Genomic DNA, 15997 nt, shown 5'->3' on the forward strand with positions numbered 1-15997 from the left:
GGTGATGGAAAACTGCCCCAGCGTCGCCTACGAGCATTCGCGGTAGCGGGACGATTCGAGTGACCAGTCGTAGTTTGCGCGAATCCAGTCCTGTAGGTGCGCCGCCTGGTGAAACGCCGCCGAGCGTTCGCGTTCTGATAGCTGCTGGCCGCCGAGCCAGTCTTCGAAAATCGACCTTCGATGGGTGAATCGGCGAACGCGGTCATCCAGGAGGCCGGCGACCTTGATTTGCGCCGTTCGGCGATCGCAGTGGGCTTCGCTTTGAATGACCGAGATGGCGTTGAACGGCTCCCCAGCCGATTCCTCCTTGCTCGCCGACCAGAGGTCGTTGACGAAGATGATGGCGTCTGCGGTGTCGGCTTCCATGCCTTGGAAGTACGGATTCAGCGCCACTTCGTCGGAGATCTCGAAGGCGCAGGCGCACTCGTTCAGATCGGCTGAGGGTGCCGCGGCAATGGTGTAACGGCGCAGCGTGATCAGCTCCTTCAGCGAGATGGGCGCCCCATCGGCCCTGATCATGGTTTCCTTCAGGTTCCCCTGGAAGTATCCGCGCCATCGATCAGCTGAACGCTCAACCCATTCAGGCGACATACCCTCCACGCTTCTTCTGCGGATGTCGCGGAATGCGCCGATAACTGGCACCTCGTCGACCTCCGACATGAAGCAGGGATCGCCTGCGATGCCGGTTACGGCCGCGACAAGTTCGGACGCTTGGGTGATATCGCAGGCGAGCGGACCGCCGTCGAACAGGTCGTCGAACCGGAAGAACCACCCCAGCGCGTCGGCAGCGATGCGAAGTCCGCGGGCCGTGGCCTCCGGATAGGCCCGCGCGGCCAACTCGACCATTCTCCATTCCTTGAAACTTTCGGCGTCGGCGTCATCCGCGATGAGGCGGTATCTCCGCAGCCATCGCTCGTGGCCGGCACGGATGGCTTCCAGGTGTGGATTGACTCGCGGCGGAAAGGGGATGGTGCTGCCGAAATCTTCGAGCCGCATGACTGCTGCTACCTGCTTTCACGTGTGCCCAGCCGCCATGGTTTTGCTGGATCAGAAACGGCCGGAGAGTTGCGCCAGGGCTGATCGGTGCGATCGGTGTCCGTGTGGACTCGTCGACACCGGAGAAGGTCCGGGGCCTATGTCACGTCTCGCGCATTCCACGTTGCGGGGAGGAGAGGCAACCGCGCCGTTAACGTACGTGCAGGTGGCGGGCGGAAGGAGCACCAGGGCAGCCATCGCCGATCACGAGGCAGTATGTCCAGTATTTGCGGTAACGGCGCGGTTTGCTGCACGGCAATGCTCCTCAGGGACCTGGTAGAGCATCTAGCGAACTTGCCTGCGGCTATCAACTGCAGGTTCCAGCCACTTCGTCCATCGGAGTAAGAATCGCGCAACGTCGCATGGGTGTACAGGGGGCTTCGTGAATCACCGCCCGCCGGCGAGATGCGCCCCTGCCTGGCTCATGTGCCGGACGTGGCCCGATGGGGCGGGCGTGGTCCCACCCGGCTCGGCGGAGGTCCGCGCGAAGGTGGTTCCGCCGGTGCCACGGCCACCGCCACAGGCGCCTCGGCGTGCGGTGCGCTGACCGCCTCCGCCAGGCTCACCGCCAGGCCACGGGGACCTGTGCCGGTCAGGCGCGGAGATGGGCGAGGACGGCGAGGACACGGCGGTGGCCCCGTTTCGTGTCGGTCGTGTTCCTAACCGACTTCTGGTGCGTCGTAGGAAAAGTCGTACCCGGTGAAGTCGGTAACCGGTACGTATCCGATGCGCTGGTAGAGGGCGTTGCTGGTGGGGTTGGCGGGATCCGCGAACAGTACGACGTCCGTCGCGCCTGCGGTCAGCGCGGCTCTGCTCACCTCGACCGTCACGGCGCCCGCGTAGCCGCGACCCCGGAGGTGGGCCGGGGTGTAGACGGGGTCCACCCGGATCATGCCGCCGATCATCGAAGTCGAGCCTGCCATGGAGACTGGAGTGCCGTCGGGGGTCTCCCAGAACGTGAAGTGTTTGTCGGCGAAGCGCGAGTCAGCCCAGGAGTCGGCGTCGATGGCGGGGGCCTCTCCTACGGCGGCGACGAATTCGGCGCACCAGCGGATGAGTTGCTCATGGTCCTGCGCGTCCACGACGCGGCCCCGGCCCTCTGGGAGCGGCGCCGGTGGGGTGAGCGCGCCGAGGCGGTAGAGACGGGCCCGCCAGGTGGATACCGGCGCTGCGCCTGTGTGCCGCTGCCATGTCTCGGCGAAAGCGGTGGCGGTGTCGTGGTCCGCGGTGACGCCGGAGAGGGGGTGGCCGAGGTCGGCCAGGTGGGCGGCAAGGTGGTCGGCGTGCTCGGGAGGGAGAGGGGTGAGAGTCAGACGGTGGGACGGAGGGCAGTAATAGACGGCCCGGACCTCGCCTCCTGACTCCAGTCGGCCGAATACGGTGGCTTCGGCGCCGTATACGTCCGCCCCGCGTGTTCGCAGTTTCTCGGTCACCGTCAGCGGCGTGGTGTGCAGAGCGGGGCGCGAGCACAGGAAGTCTCCGGCTCGGGCGAGAAAGTCGTCGACGTCTTCGGTGAGGTGCCAGGCATCCGGACGCATGGTTCATGCTCCCGTATGTACCCGCCTCGGGTCAGCACTTGCCCAGAGATGAGCCGTCGCCCAGACTCATCCAACGTCCGCCAGCCACGCGGGCGTTCCGGGTAGATGTCGGAACCGATCTGCGGTCCGGTGTCAGTCACCTACCGGGGGTTGTCGGTCCGATGCCGACGGCTCGCCGGCGGGGTCTGGCGCCTTCCCAGATACGGCCGTCCGGATGGCCCCCGGCTGACGTCGCGCTCGCGGGCCAAGCGGGGCGAAGGCGAGGACGCCCGGCCGGCCGGTGGCGGCTCGGGTGGTGATGTGCTCCTTGGCGGTGAGGTTCGTTCCGTCGGCCAGGGAGGTCACCCAGAACACGTCGGCTGCCAGGTAGTGGTCGACCACCGGGGGGAAGGACAGCGCGTACGGTCAGAAGAACGTTTTGTCCCAGCTGTCTGTTCCGATGGCGTGGATGGCGTTCTCGAAGCCGTTGGCGATCCGCTGGATACCTGCGTCGCCGGAGATGAAGATGTCATCGTTCTCGGCCAGCAGCACGACGTCTTCGGTATCCCAGGCGGTGCCGATCAGCACGAGGGACTGGCCGATGCGCTTCGCGTCGATGCGGACGTTCCGGGGGAGGGCGTGCGTGGCTTCCAGGGTCCTGTCCACCGAGGTCGTGAGCTCGACTTCGCGCTGCCGCCACGTCCAAGTCACGGTGAGTTCCCCGTAGTTGGCCAGGAAGTCCCGGAGGCGAGGCGTGACTTCGTACCCCTCTTCGGCGTATCGACGGCAGGCGTCCTCGATGTCCAGCGGACCGGTCTCAAGGCGCGCCTCCCCTGCGACGAGGGCTCGCAGCCGCTGCACCGCTGGACGGTCAGGGGTGTTGTTCATCCTGTCAGGACCTCTCCTCCGAATCCGGGCACCCACGTCTTGCAGTTGTCGCACATCCCGAATTTCTTTCCCTTTGTGTTGATGGTCACCAGGTCGACGTTCTTCGGATCCGCGCCGTCCTTGATCGCGTTGGTGAACATCCGTGGTTCGGCGCAGACATTCGCCGGGCGGCCATCCTTGTGGTGCGATTCCTGGGGCAGCGCGTCGTTCACGGCCTGCTCGTGCCCGGTGCCCGGGCCGCTTTCCCCGTAGTAGACCTTACCGGTGGTCCGGTCCTTGCCCGCGCTGTAGGCGCCCGGGGGCTTCTCGTCCTCGGCGAGGCCGTCCCAGACCTTTTGCTTCCGCTGCTTCGCCAGGTCCATCAGCTCCTTCTTGAGCGGATTCACCTGGTTTTGGGCCATGAGGCCGAGGGGGTCGCACCAGGTGTGCGGATTGTGGACGTAGGCGTCGGGGTTGGGCGCGGGGCTCAGGCCGAGCGGGTCGGGGCTGGTGTACCGGGCGGTTTGGGGGTCGTAGTAGCGGTTGAGGTTGTAGTGGAGGCCCGTTTCGGGGTCGAAGTACTGGCCGGGGAAGCGCAGCGGCGTCTGGGTGGTGTTGCCGGTGGCCCAGGTGGTGTCGCCCCAGAGGGTCGTCGTGGCCTGCCAGGCGATGGTGTCGGTGGCCGTGTCGACGAGTTCGGTCGGGGTGCCGACGAGGTCGGTGACGATCGCGAAGAAGCGGCGGTCGATCTGGTCCTGCGGGGTGTCGGCCGTCGCGGGGGTCGTGATGGTCTCGGTCTGGGCGAGCGGGTGCTGGCCCCGGTGATCCCAGCTCATGGTGTAGGGCCCGGGAAGGTACGGGGCGTGGGTGGTCTGCTCGGCGAGCTGTGAACCGTCCCAGGTGAAGTCGGTCCGCTCTTCTACGGTGACGCCGTCCGCGGCCAGGCGGTGCTTGGCGATCCGGCGGCCGAAGGGGTCGTAAAGGTAGCGCCAGCGTGTGCCGTCGGGCGTGATGACGTGGGTGAGGCGGTCCTCGGCGTCCCAGGTGTAGTGCCAGTTCGCGGGCTTTTTCGAGAGGCGGGTGACCTGGCGCAGGGTGGTGCGGCCCGCGGCGTCGTACTCGTAGCGCACGCGGCCCGCGGTGCTGAGCTGGGTGCCGCTGTACGTACGGGTGCCGACTGCCGCCTGGGGGGCTCCGGTTGTGGGCCAGTCCGCGGCGGTGAGGTTGCCGGCCGGGTCGTAGGCGTAGTTCTCGGTCCAGGTGGCGGCATGGACGGCGGTGACGCGTCCGGCGGCGTCGAGGTCGAAGGTACGGGCACCGCTGAGCTGGTCCTCCACACCGGTGAGGGATCCGTCGGCCCGGTAGGTGTAGTCGCGGCGTTGCAGTACCGACTGCTCGGACCGGAGGATCTGGCCGGTGAGGCGGTGTTCGGCGTCCCAGGCGCTGGCCAGAGTGAGACGTTCGCCGATGGTGCGCTCATTTTCGCGCCCGGCCGCGTCGTAGGCGAAGTCGAGCCTGCCGCCGGGGGTGGCGAGGGAGGTGCGGCGACCGGCCCGGTCGTAAGTCCAGGCGCTGGTGTGGCCGCTGGGGGTGGTGCGGCCGGTGCTTCGGCCGAGGGTGTCGAGGGTGTGGGTGAGGGTGAGTCCGTTGACGGTCTCGCTGATCAGGTTGCCGAGGGCGTCGACGGTGCGGAGCACATCGGCGTCCGGGCTGGTGGCCCGGATCTGGTGCCCAGCGCTGTCGTAGGTGTAGCTCGTGATCGCCCCGTCCGAGTTCTTCGCCACGAGCTGCCCGAGTACGTCATAGGAGTACTGGATCCGCTGCCCCAGTGGGTTGGTACGTGAGACGACCTGGCCGACCGCGTCCAGTTGGTAGCCGACGGTCCGGCCGTTGAAGTCGGTCTCCGATATGAGCTGGCCGGCGGGGTCGTACGTGTAGTTCCAGGTCTGCCCCAGGGCGTTGGTGACCTCCACGAGCTGCATATGGGCGTCGTGGCTGAAGGCGAGACGGGTACCGTCCGGGTCGGTGCGGGCGGCGAGGGTCGCGAAGGGTCCGTACTCGAAGGTGCTGGTCTGCCCGAGACGGTCGGTGTGGGTGAGCAGATTGCCCTCGTCGTCATACGCCCAGGTCTCGACGGTTCCGTCGGGCGCCGCGTACGACGTCAGCTTGCCCTCGATGCTCCAGGTCAGCCGGGTGATACCGCCCAGCTGGTCGGTGATGGCGACAACCCGGCCGAAGGCGTCGCGCTCGTACCTGCTGGTGGCACCGGCCCGGTCGGAGACCTCGATGGGCAGGCCGACGGCGTTGCACCGGATACGTGTGGAGTGGCCGAGGGCGTCGGTCACGAAGGCCAGGTGCCCGGACTCGTCGTAGCCGTAACGGGTGGTGGCCCCGGTGGGGTCGGTGAGCGAGGTGCGGCGGCCGGCCGCGTCGTAGGTCTGCTGCCAGGTCAGCCCGCCCGGACGCGTGATCAGCGTGGGCAGGATCGAATCACCGAAGTAGGCAGCCGTGGCCTGCTCGCCGTCCGGACGCGTGACGGAGATGATGCTGCCCGTGTCGTCGTAGGCGAACCGGGTGGTGCGGCCGAGGGGGTCGGTCTGCGAGAGCAGGGTGTCGTACTCGTCCCGTTCGAAATATGTGGTGTTCCCGAGCGGGTCGGTCTGAGCGACGATCTGGGCGTGTTCGTTGACCTGGTACCGGGTGGTGTGGCCGAGCGCGTTGGTCTCGCAGTGGACCTTGATGCCGGTGTCCGGATCCGGATCGCCGTACTCGAAGTGGAACCTGAGCGTGCCGTCGGCGCACCCTTCCTCCACGACCCGGTCGAACGCGTCGTAGGTATAGAGGTATCGGGTGCCGTTCCGGTCCGTCCAGGACAGGATCCGGCCCTGAGCGTCGTTGGCGAAGAGCAGCGGGCGCCCGGAGGAGTTGTGGACGGCGGTCAGGTGCCCGTCGGTGTAGCCGTACCGGGTGAGCAGCAGATCGCCGCCGTCCTCGCCCGCTCCGGCCAGATGCAGCGCGCTGATGCGGCCGGCGTCCACGCTGGCCAGGATGCGGTAGCCACCGGAGTGCGTCATGCTCAGCGGCGAGCCGTCGGTGTCGTAGGCGAACTCGACGCGGTGGCCGGCCCGGTCGCGGATCCCGGTCAGCAGGGCCGCCTCGCCATCGGGCTGGCGGGTGAACTCCCGGACCAGGCCCGTGGCGACGTCGGTCAGGGTGTAGTCGCCCGTCCGGTCGTCAATGCCGAGGTCCAGGCGGGCGCCGGCCGTCGCCTGAGCAGGCTCGTCGGGCGTCGGGTGCGGGTACGCCTGCGCGGTCCGTTCCGCGCTGAGGTAGACGACGCCCTCGTCGTCGATTTCCAATCGTTCGTCGAAGGTGCACACCCAGCGCGGGCCCATCCAGCGCCCGGCCCGGTAACCGGACTCGAACGACCGCCTGAACAGGGGCGGCAACGCGCCAGGCAGTGACACGTCCGTCTGGTCGATGAACATCCGCCCGGTCGCCATGTCGACGGGCTCACCACCGGGACAGACGGACTCCTGCGGCCGGCCGGCCTCACGCGGTTTTCCCACCTGATCGCGACCGCGGCCGCCGGTCGGCTTACCGCCCCCGCGACGTCCGCCGCCACCCGTGGTGTGCGGGGCGCGCGGCATGTCCCCCTTGTTGCCCTTGAGGAGCTTGTCGAGTTCCCCGGCATGCTTGGCGTCGTTCTCGGCATGGTTGGTGGCGACCTTCTTCAGCCGGTCACCCGCCCCGTGGTACAGGTCCTGGACGGCCTTGCTCGCGTCCTTGGCAATGGTCTTGCCCACCTTCTCGGCACCGTGCTCCAGCGCCTTGACGATCCGGTTGCTCACTCGAAGCTCACCCCCGCAGCCTTCGACTCGAAATCAGCGGCGTGCGACGCCACCGTCCGCGCATGCCCACGCAACAACTCGGCGCGCTTGTGCAACTCCTCCGGATGGATGGAGAAACTCTCCCCCGCACCTCCCCCGCCCCCGCCACCGGCGGAGACGCCGAGCGCGGACTCGGCGGCCTGGAAGACCATGCCGCTCACCGCCTTACCGACCACCTCCACCAACGGATTGATCGCCGCCTCGACGACCTGCCCGATGATGTACTGCTCCAACTGCTGCTCAAGGAAGTTCACGAGCTTCTTGCCCGCCGCGATGACCAACGCCTCGGCCGCCTCCGCGATCCCCAACGTCGCCACCGCAGCGGCCTGATCGGCCACGAACGTGATGGCCAGCACGATCAGTTCACCGATCGCCTCGACCTTCATCGCCACGATCGTGTCCGCCGCGACATCCAACGCGGTGGCCACCGTGTGACAGGCATTGACCAGCTCCGTCATGTGCCCGTTCGACAGCTGACCCCACTTGGCCAACAACGCCTCGTACGACGCCCCCTGATACACCTCCGCCATCTGGTGGATCGTCGAGGTGGAGTCCTTGTGGGTGTCGTCCAACTTCTGCGCGAAGTCCCTCACATGGGACGCGAATTCACGGACCTTGTCCTCATTGACGCTCGGCCAGTTCACCCCGATGAACTGAAGGAACGACACCACCTCATCAGGCAGCTCGATCGCCATGCTGCTCCCCCCGGGTTATCCACGACAGCTCACCAGACTCCATTCAAGAATTAGCAATGGAAAGGCAAATTAGAACCCTGGAGATCACCATAAGTGCATCCGAATGGCCATAGCGGCGCTTGTCGTCCTGTCCCCGGGCTGAAGGCCGCAACCTCGGCGGCAGCATCCCTACGGCTACCGGATCGCTGACGCGGGTCCGCACCCCAACCCGGCCAAAGCCCCCGAAGCCAAACGCCTCCACCGACTCGAACCCGACCCCGAAACCGCCCCCGCCATCGTCCGCATCTTCCGCGAATACCTTCGCGGAAAGGGCCTCTACGCCATCGCCGAGAGCCTGACCCGCGACGAACACGCCCAGTCCAAGAGCGCGGTACGCACCATCCTGCGCAACCCCCGCTACACCGGTCCCGAGGTCTCGAAGATTCACCGGACAGGCCCCAGCCAGGTGTGGTGTCCGCTGGACCAGAGCCGTGCCGGGCAACCCTTGCGGGCGGTCGAACGTCATCGACGATGACATGCGTCAACGTGTTCGCCACCGGCACGAGGCGCCTGCCGCGCCGTCACCGCCGGTTGGCGACCCGACCCCGCAAGGAGCCCGCCATGTTCCCTCCCCCGTCCCTGCGCCGGTGGGCCCCGAGCCTGGCTGCGGCCGGTGCGCTCCTCCTGTCGGCGGCGCCGGGAGCAGCCGCGGCCAGGGGGCCTCACCTGTCGTATACCGGCGCCGGGCCCGGGGTCAGGATCGAGGTGAACGGGCCGGTCGCGTTCGGCATCGCCGGGATGCCCGCCGGAACGGACGAGGTGACCGTCACCTCGCCGGCCCTCGTCGAACCTGTTCCGCTCACCCCGCTGGAAAAAGGGTCCGTTCAGTTCGTCCAGACCGACGCGCCGGGAACCCGGCACCGCATCCGCGGTGACATCGTGCCGGGCACGTACCCCGTTACCGCGACCAGCCACGGCCGCACTGTCGCCACTGCTCGGATAGCAGTCGTCGCCGAGGGATCGGCGGTGATAGGCCGGTTCGTCGTCGGTGACGCGAAGCGCCCTTTGCCGGGCGACGGGGACCCCGGCGCCGTGCGGCCGGGCAGCGACGTCATCGTGGTCCTGACCGATCGGCAGCCCGCTGCGGGCGAGACGTCGCTGACGGTCAAGTCCCCGCTCTTCGATGGTCCGTTGACGCTCAGGGAAGGCGAGGACGATCCCGGCTGCAAGTGCGACGACGGGAGCACGCTCTTTGGAGGGCACACCGCCGTACGGGACGACATACCGGCGGGCAGGTACCCGATGACGGTCGTCAGCCACCACGGGCAGGAGACCACCACCCGGCAGGTGACCGTGGCCGGCCCAATCGTCCCGCACAGCCGCCTGCCCTGGCTGATCGGGGGCGGCGCCGCCGTCGCGCTCGTGGCGCTCGCTTCCGTCGCCGTACGCCGAGGGCGACGGAAGCGCCAGGCCGCCGACTAGGCCCTGTCCGACGGGTCGGACCGTCGCGCGAGTGGCGACCGGCCGACCGGGGATTGGCCCTCATACCAAGCAGCTCGGACGCATATGGTCGACGCCGAGCGTGCCGAGGTCGCGCTGCCCGTCCTCAGTGAGGGAGTGAAGGTCAGCTGCCGGCTCTGAGGGCGTCCAGGTGCCGTCGCAGTACCTGCCGGAGCAGCTTGGGCGGATAGCGGTCCGGCAGCAGCGTTGCCTGGAGATTGAGTCCGTCGAGGAGGGCGGCCAGTCGCGTGCTTTCCAGTTCGACGTCCATGCTGCCTGGCAGCCCGCCGGCGCACCGGGCTTCGTGCAGCACGCGCGACATCAGGGTGTGCAGGTCGGCTTGCATCTCGGCAGCGCAGGGCCGCAGTTCGGGGCGGGTGTGTGCTGCGGCGGTGAAGGCGAGCCAGAGCGCGGACTCCTGGCGGCGGGCCTCGTCCAGGGGAAGGAACTCGGCCAGGAGCTCTTCCGTTCCGGCCCGGCGGTCGGTGCGGCCGTCGGGAGTCAGGAGCCGCTCGGCGTGGGTGCGGATGCGGTCGCCGATGCGCCGGCTCAGCTCCCTCATCGTGAAGGTCATCAACTCGTCGTGGTCGGCGAAGTAGTGACGGACCGAGCCGATGGCGAGTCCGGCTTCATCGGCGACGTTGCGCAGCGACGCATGCTCCAGCCCATGCCGGGCCGCGACGGACAGGACGGCCTGCGCCACTGCCCTGCGGCGGGCCACGGGATCGACGATCTTCGGCATGTTGCCTTTATAGCACGACCGAGCTAATATTTTTTAGCGTAACCGTGCTACAAAGATGGGTGGTATCTGCGTGAACCCCTGGCTGCTCGCTGCGATCATCGCGGTGGTCGTGATCGCGGTCGTGATCAGACGGATGATCGGTGAACCGGTCAACGCAAAGGACCTCTTCATCGCCCCGGCGATCCTGACCGGGATCGGCATCCTCTCCCTCATCAAGAAGACGGATCTGACCGGCACCGACCTCACCTGGGTCATCACGGGCGCCGTCCTCGGTGCGGCACTCGGCGCACTCCGCGGCGCCACCATTCAACTCGTCGACAGGGGAGGTGTCCTGTGGCAGCGATACACCGGCCGCACCTTCCTCACCCTGATCGGCACCCTGGCGGTCACGGCCGGCTTCAGTGTCCTGGCGGTGAAGATGGGCATGCACGAGAACGCACGCCCCCTCCAGCTCTCCATCGGCGTGAGCTTCCTCGGCGAGTCCCTCATGGTCGGCCGCCGCGGCATGACTTCGGGGATCCCCTTCGCCCCGGCACGTACTCGCTGACTCATTGCCCTACCCCGTGCCCGCGTCGTCCGGCGGGTCATGAGCGGAGCCAGAGGCGGATGGCAGCAACGGTCACGGTGCCGTAGAAGACGTACGCCCTCTTGTCGAAGCGGGTGGGTGCGCCACGAGGCGCCATGGAATCGAGTGAGGTGAGAGACCTTCACCGCCGGGTTGTCGCAGCAACCCGGCTGAAGCATGGGGCAGTTCGCCTCGGGGGATGCCGAGGCGGGCGGTAAGCAGCCCCGACACCGGCCCCGTCGGCGGGCATGCTGCTCCGGGGCGGCACGTGCGTGCCGCCCCGGAGCAGCACACGGTGAGCGGACTGACCTCGGCAAGGACCCCGGCCCCGGACACCGGACGGGAAGGCCCCGACCGACGTCCCTCGCCCCAGAAATCGCAGCGCTGATGAAGCAGTTCGGGGTGGCCGGGCCGCTGCCGCCGCCCCGCCTACGGTCGGACGCGTTCCGACTCCAGCCTTTTCCGCACAGGCGGAGGCGAACCGGTGGAGCTGGTGTTGTCCCATGTGGAACGGTTCCCTGCTCCGCGCGGCGGAGGTGAACGGCTCGTCAGCACAGGACCCACAGGTTCGAGACGACATACCGGGCGATCCAAGCGGAGCGACCGTCTCGTACTGCGTGAGAGTCCCCCGGAAATACTGGTGAGCCGATGACCGCCCCCGGTTATCCTCCCTCCTCCTGAACAGACCGGGAGGTCCCTCACCATGAGCAGCACCACGTCGTCCTTTCCCGAGCGGATCGAGCTCTCGGGGGAGGGGCTCGTCCTGCGCGACTGGACGGAGGCGGACCTGGCCGCGATGCCGGAGCTGTTCGACCACCCCGACATCGCGTACTGGACGCCGATCGTCTCCCCCTTCGACGAAGCGGCCGCCCGCGCACGGCTGGACCGGGACCGGCAACTGCGGGCCGAGGGTACGGCCATCCTGCTCGCCATCACCGTCGACGGCGGCGCACCGCTCGGCGAGGTGATGCTGCGACGTGCCCCCGAGGGCACAGAGCTCGGCTACGCCGTCGGCCCGGCGCACCGCGGCCAGGGACTGGCAGTACGGGCGGTACGGGTCATGGCTGCGTACGCCTTCGAGCAACTGGGCGTGGACCAGGTGATCCTGGAGCTGGAGGCCGACAACGCCGCCAGCGTCGCCGTGGCCACCAAGGCCGGCTTCAGCCTGCTCAACGTGCCGCTGATCAAGGGGCAGGAGAAGGGGCGGCCCTACGCCCTGCAGACATGGGGCCTGAACCTCACCTGATCCTGGTCCTGATCCTCGGACTCCGTCCCCCTTGCCACACACGGCCAGTGCCCTCACGCGATCACGCTGATCGTGTGCGGTGCCGATCACGAGGTCAGTACGCGACTGCGTGGTTCGTCAACACGAGCAGGGCCTGCGGGAGCGTGGTGGCGTGGCGGGCGCCGATTCTCCTCAGTGCCCGCTCCAGCCAGTCGGCCCGGCCGACGTTCGTGCGCCTGCGCGCTGGTGACGTTCCCTCACCCACTGGGTGCCCAACCCATAACGCCCCGGCTGGTGTTGACACTCCCCACACAGTGGAGTGGTGTCTCACGTATTTACGCGTCAGAGCCGCCGGCCAGCCCCGCGGCTCTCACGCGATCTGTTCCCCGTCGGGGTAGTCGGTGGACTTCGACAGCTCGTTCCAGGCGGCTGTCTCCGCATCGAAGGCGGAGCGGGCTTCGGCGACGAGGCGGAGGGCGTCGCTGCCGAGGATGAGGTGGGTCGGCGGCTTTTCGGCCTCCACGATGGCGAGCAGGGCGCGGCCGGCTTGGGCGGGATCGCCGAGCTGCTGACCGCGCATGTCGAGGCGGCGTTCGCGGATCGGGGCGAAGAGCGGGTCGTAGTCGGCGATGGTGCTTTCTACGCGGTGCATGGAGCGGCCGGCCCAGTCGGTGCGGAAGGAGCCGGGCTCGATCGCCGTGACGTGAATGCCGAATGGTGCGACCTCTGCGGCGAGCGTGGCCGCAATGCCCTCGACGGCGAACTTGGAGCCGTGATAGGCGGCCAGGCCGGGGAACGCGCGCAGACCGCCCATGGAGGTCACGAACAGGATGTGCCCGGCACGGCGCTCGCGCATCCGGGGCAGAACGGCTTGGGTGACCGCGATGACGCCGAAGACGTTGACGTCGAACTGGTGGCGGAAGGTGTCGGGCGGGGTTTCCTCGAAGGTGCCCTCGACGCCGTAGCCAGCGTTGTTGACGAGTACGTCGATGGGGCCCACCTCGCTCTCGACCGCTGCGACGGTCGGCGCGATGGCATCGGTGTCGGTGACGTCCAGCACGCGGGCGTGAGCGCGGCCCGGAGCGAACTGCTCGAAGGCGGCGATCTGGTCCGGGTTCCGAACGGTGCCGATGACGGTGTGGCCGGCCTTGAGGGCGGCGGTGGCGAAGGCGCGGCCGAGGCCGCTGCTCACGCCGGTGATGAGAAAGGTGCGGGACATGTGTCTCTCCGTTGGAATCGGCAGTGTCGGATGGTGGAGCGCATTAGCCCGTCGAACGCAGTGCGCGCGGGCTTCTCGGCGTGCTCGTCCGTGAGGTCGTAGTGGCCGGTGAACCTGCGGAAGACGAGTGGCCCGAAGAGGATGTCGATGACGTCGTCCACGTCGGTGTCGCCGTCAACGGCTGTTCGCGGATGCCTTGTTCGCGGTGGTGACCGCACCTGGATCGGTGGAACGTTGCGGCGCCGCGGAGCCTTCCGCGGGCTTGGACCTCGCCAACCACAGGCCGGTGAACACGGCGGTGGCCAAAGTGACGGTGCCGGCAGCGAGGAAGCCGCTGTTGAGGCCGGTCTCGAAGGAGGCGCCGCCGGATTGCCGGGTGCGGACGATGGCTCCGAGCACCGCCACGCCGAGCACCGCGCCGATCTGCCGGGTGGTGCTGCTGATGCCTGATGCGAGGCCGCCTTCCTGCGGGCTGACTGCTTGGATGGCGGCTCCCGTCAGTGGGGACATGGTCAGGGCGAAGCCGATGCCGACGACTCCCAGCCGCCACCACACGTTCCCGTAGCCGGTGTCGGCGTGCACCATGCCGAGCGCCAGCAGTCCCAGGCCGGCCAGGGCCAGGCCGGTGGTAACCACGATTCGGAAGCCGTACCGGGCGGCGAGCCGACCCGCGTACGGGCTGACGATCACCATGGCGAGGGATGCCGGCAGGGTCTGCAGGCCGGCGCGCAGGATCGAGCTGCCCTGGACGTACACGAAGAACTGGGAGAAGAAGAACGACGAGCCCATGAGCGCGAACCCCACCACGACCATGGCGGTGTTGGACACGGTGAACAGCCGCTGCCGGAACAGCCGCAGCGGCAGCATCGGAGCGGAACGACGCGCTTCGACGGCGACGAAGGCGGCGAGGAGGATCACCGCGGCGGTGAAGCTGCCCAGGATCACCGGCGATGTCCAGCCGCGGGCACCACCCTCGATCAGCCCGTAGGTCAGCACCCCCACCCCCAGAACGGACAGCACCGTCCCCGGGACATCGATCGCGGGGGCGCTCGGATTGCGGGCCTCTTCAAGGCTGCGCAGACCGACCAGCAGAAGGACCGCGCCGATGGGCAGATTGACCAGGAAGATGGCGGGCCAACCGAAGGCATCCGTCAGCACGCCGCCGGCCACGGGGCCTGCGGCCAGACCTATTCCGCTGAATCCGGCCCACAGCCCGATCGCCTTGATTCGTTCTTGCGGCACGGGATAGGCGGCGGCGAGCAGGGCCAGCGAGGCAGGGCTCAGCGCCGCGGCCCCGATGCCCTGCAGCACCCGGCCGGCGACCAGCCAGCCGACCGAGGGCGCGAGGCTGCACAGCACCGACGCGATGGTGAACACCGCCACGCCGGTCAGGTACACCCGCTTGCGGCCGAACCGGTCGGCGAAGACACCGCCGGACAGCAGCAGCATGGCGACCAGCAGTACGTACGCGTCGACGATCCATTGCAGACCGGTCAGCTGAGTGTGCAGCCGGTGCTGCATATCGGGCAGCGCTGCTCCAACAACCGTGTTGTCGAGCAGGACCATGAATTGGCCTAGGCAGGTCACCGTGAGCAGCACGGCCCGGTTTGGTCGACTGCCTACGGCCGCAGGCGATGCAGCCATGGGGATTCCTCTCAATCGTCAGTTGCGCCTCTCCACGGCCGACGCGGTCAGCCTCCGGGCGCTTTAAAGCAGTCAGTGGCTGCGTTAGGTGACTGTAAGGAGGGTTGCCTCGCAAACGCAAGTCACGACTGCGTTAAGGTGGGGGCATGAACGAGCGACAGCGAGCCCGGCGGCCCGGCGGGCGCAGCGCCCGCGTCGGCGCGGAGGTGCACCAGGCCGTCACCGACCTGATCAGCGAGCGCGGCTACGGCAACTTCACCGTCGGCGAGGTCGCAGCCCGCGCGGGCGTAGCCGACAGCAGCATCTACCGCCGGTGGGGCAGCCTGGAAACCCTGCTCACCGACGTGGCACTCACCCGCCTCAACGCGCAGTCGCCGATGCCCGACACCGGGAGCCTGGCCGGCGACCTGCGCACTTACGCGGCCAACGTGGCCCGCGAGATCACCGGACCCGACGGTCTGGCGCTACTGCGCCTGTCCGTCGCCCTGTCCAGCAACGGTCGCCAGGGCCTGCAGGCGCGTGACGACCTCCTCGCCGAACGCACCCGGCAACTGCAGTCCATGCTCGATCGCGCCCGCGAACGCGGCGAGCACGCACCCGACGCGTTCGGCGTGCTGGACCACATCCTGGCCCCGATGTATATCCGCGTCTTGTTCGGCATGGGCCCGCTCACCCCGGACTACGTCGACGGGCTGGTCGACCGATTGCTGTGACCTCGACCCGGTCCCCGGGATCAGCCCTCGGACGCGGCGCCAGGGCTCCGTGAGGTGCTCGCCGGCACGCGCCCGCCAGCTCAGGCATCCGGCCCTTGGCCGGCGGGCCGTCGCCGCGGATCGGGGTGCAGTCGACGTCCAGGCGCGGGTCGTAGGCGTCGGGTTCGTCGGCGAGCTCGTGGGTGGAGTATTCGCCGAAGCGACGGATGTGCTCACGGCTCGGCGCGAAGAACAGGTGCAGCTCATACACGCTGATCAGCCGCTTGAACCGCGGATACGCGGTCCGCTCAATCGAGGTCACAGCCCCACCTCGGCCCCAGACGACAGCCCAAAGTCACCCTCAACGAGGCCGGGCTGAACGGGCGACGGGACCCTCCGCTCCCACCTCCAAGATCATCCCATGGCC

The 15997-nt window shown here is 68.3% G+C and carries 14 protein-coding genes; 5 read left to right on the forward strand and 9 right to left on the reverse strand.

Annotated features, from left to right (window positions below; all coding sequences use genetic code 11):
- Positions 1-27 precede the first annotated feature (27 nt).
- The 5 genes from ACFVT2_RS04190 to ACFVT2_RS04210 all read right to left on the reverse strand — a co-directional run bounded on the left by ACFVT2_RS04190 (position 28) and on the right by ACFVT2_RS04210 (position 8004).
- Positions 28-996, reverse strand: coding sequence for a hypothetical protein (locus ACFVT2_RS04190; protein WP_390011897.1), 969 nt, complete (start codon positions 994-996; stop codon positions 28-30).
- A gap of 698 nt (positions 997-1694) precedes the next feature.
- Positions 1695-2573 (reverse strand): GNAT family N-acetyltransferase, encoded by an 879-nt coding sequence (locus tag ACFVT2_RS04195; protein ID WP_390011900.1) that lies wholly within the window; start codon positions 2571-2573, stop codon positions 1695-1697.
- A gap of 405 nt (positions 2574-2978) precedes the next feature.
- Positions 2979-3440 carry an SUKH-3 domain-containing protein gene (locus ACFVT2_RS04200; protein ID WP_390011903.1) on the reverse strand — a complete coding sequence of 154 codons (462 nt, stop codon included), beginning with the start codon at positions 3438-3440 and terminating at the stop codon, positions 2979-2981.
- A complete protein-coding gene (locus ACFVT2_RS04205) occupies positions 3437-7270 on the reverse strand; it encodes an RHS repeat-associated core domain-containing protein (protein WP_390011906.1) in 3834 nt (1277 codons plus the stop codon). The genes ACFVT2_RS04200 and ACFVT2_RS04205 overlap by 4 nt, the downstream gene beginning before the upstream one ends.
- Complete coding sequence (locus ACFVT2_RS04210; RefSeq protein ID WP_390011908.1) at positions 7267-8004, reverse strand: WXG100 family type VII secretion target; 738 nt, start codon at positions 8002-8004, stop codon at positions 7267-7269. Before ACFVT2_RS04210 ends, ACFVT2_RS04205 begins: the two co-directional genes overlap by 4 nt.
- A gap of 283 nt (positions 8005-8287) precedes the next feature.
- On the opposite strand from ACFVT2_RS04210, the gene ACFVT2_RS04215 reads away from it, so the two are divergent.
- Both ACFVT2_RS04215 and ACFVT2_RS04220 read left to right on the forward strand, forming a co-directional pair.
- Positions 8288-8518, forward strand: coding sequence for a recombinase family protein (locus tag ACFVT2_RS04215; RefSeq protein ID WP_390012241.1), 231 nt, complete (start codon positions 8288-8290; stop codon positions 8516-8518).
- A gap of 230 nt (positions 8519-8748) precedes the next feature.
- Positions 8749-9465 (forward strand): hypothetical protein, encoded by a 717-nt coding sequence (locus ACFVT2_RS04220; protein WP_390011911.1) that lies wholly within the window; start codon positions 8749-8751, stop codon positions 9463-9465.
- A gap of 142 nt (positions 9466-9607) precedes the next feature.
- On the opposite strand, the gene ACFVT2_RS04225 is transcribed toward ACFVT2_RS04220, so the two are convergent.
- Positions 9608-10225, reverse strand: coding sequence for a TetR/AcrR family transcriptional regulator (locus ACFVT2_RS04225; protein WP_390011914.1), 618 nt, complete (start codon positions 10223-10225; stop codon positions 9608-9610).
- A 55-nt stretch (positions 10226-10280) separates the two neighbouring features.
- Here ACFVT2_RS04225 and ACFVT2_RS04230 point away from each other — a divergent pair, with 55 nt between their 5' ends.
- Both ACFVT2_RS04230 and ACFVT2_RS04235 read left to right on the forward strand, forming a co-directional pair.
- On the forward strand, positions 10281-10772 hold the full coding sequence (locus tag ACFVT2_RS04230) for a DUF1453 domain-containing protein (protein WP_390011916.1): 492 nt from the start codon (positions 10281-10283) through the stop codon (positions 10770-10772).
- Between the two features lie 721 nt (positions 10773-11493).
- A complete protein-coding gene (locus ACFVT2_RS04235; RefSeq protein ID WP_390011918.1) occupies positions 11494-12036 on the forward strand; it encodes a GNAT family N-acetyltransferase in 543 nt (180 codons plus the stop codon).
- A 349-nt stretch (positions 12037-12385) separates the two neighbouring features.
- On the opposite strand, the gene ACFVT2_RS04240 is transcribed toward ACFVT2_RS04235, so the two are convergent.
- Together ACFVT2_RS04240 and ACFVT2_RS04245 are read right to left on the reverse strand one after the other, a co-directional pair.
- Entirely contained in the window at positions 12386-13234 is an 849-nt protein-coding gene (locus ACFVT2_RS04240; protein WP_390011921.1) for an oxidoreductase, read from the reverse strand.
- Between the two features lie 174 nt (positions 13235-13408).
- Entirely contained in the window at positions 13409-14878 is a 1470-nt protein-coding gene (locus ACFVT2_RS04245) for an MFS transporter (protein ID WP_390011923.1), read from the reverse strand.
- A 146-nt stretch (positions 14879-15024) separates the two neighbouring features.
- Here ACFVT2_RS04245 and ACFVT2_RS04250 point away from each other — a divergent pair, with 146 nt between their 5' ends.
- On the forward strand, positions 15025-15591 hold the full coding sequence (locus ACFVT2_RS04250) for a TetR/AcrR family transcriptional regulator (protein ID WP_390011926.1): 567 nt from the start codon (positions 15025-15027) through the stop codon (positions 15589-15591).
- On the opposite strand, the gene ACFVT2_RS04255 is transcribed toward ACFVT2_RS04250, so the two are convergent.
- Positions 15548-15892 carry a hypothetical protein gene (locus ACFVT2_RS04255; RefSeq protein WP_390011928.1) on the reverse strand — a complete coding sequence of 115 codons (345 nt, stop codon included), beginning with the start codon at positions 15890-15892 and terminating at the stop codon, positions 15548-15550. The genes ACFVT2_RS04250 and ACFVT2_RS04255 overlap by 44 nt on opposite strands.
- Between the last annotated feature and the right edge of the window lie 105 nt (positions 15893-15997).

The organism is Streptomyces sp. NPDC058000, from assembly GCF_042886435.1.
In the GTDB taxonomy this organism is placed as follows: Bacteria; Actinomycetota; Actinomycetes; order Streptomycetales; family Streptomycetaceae; genus Streptomyces.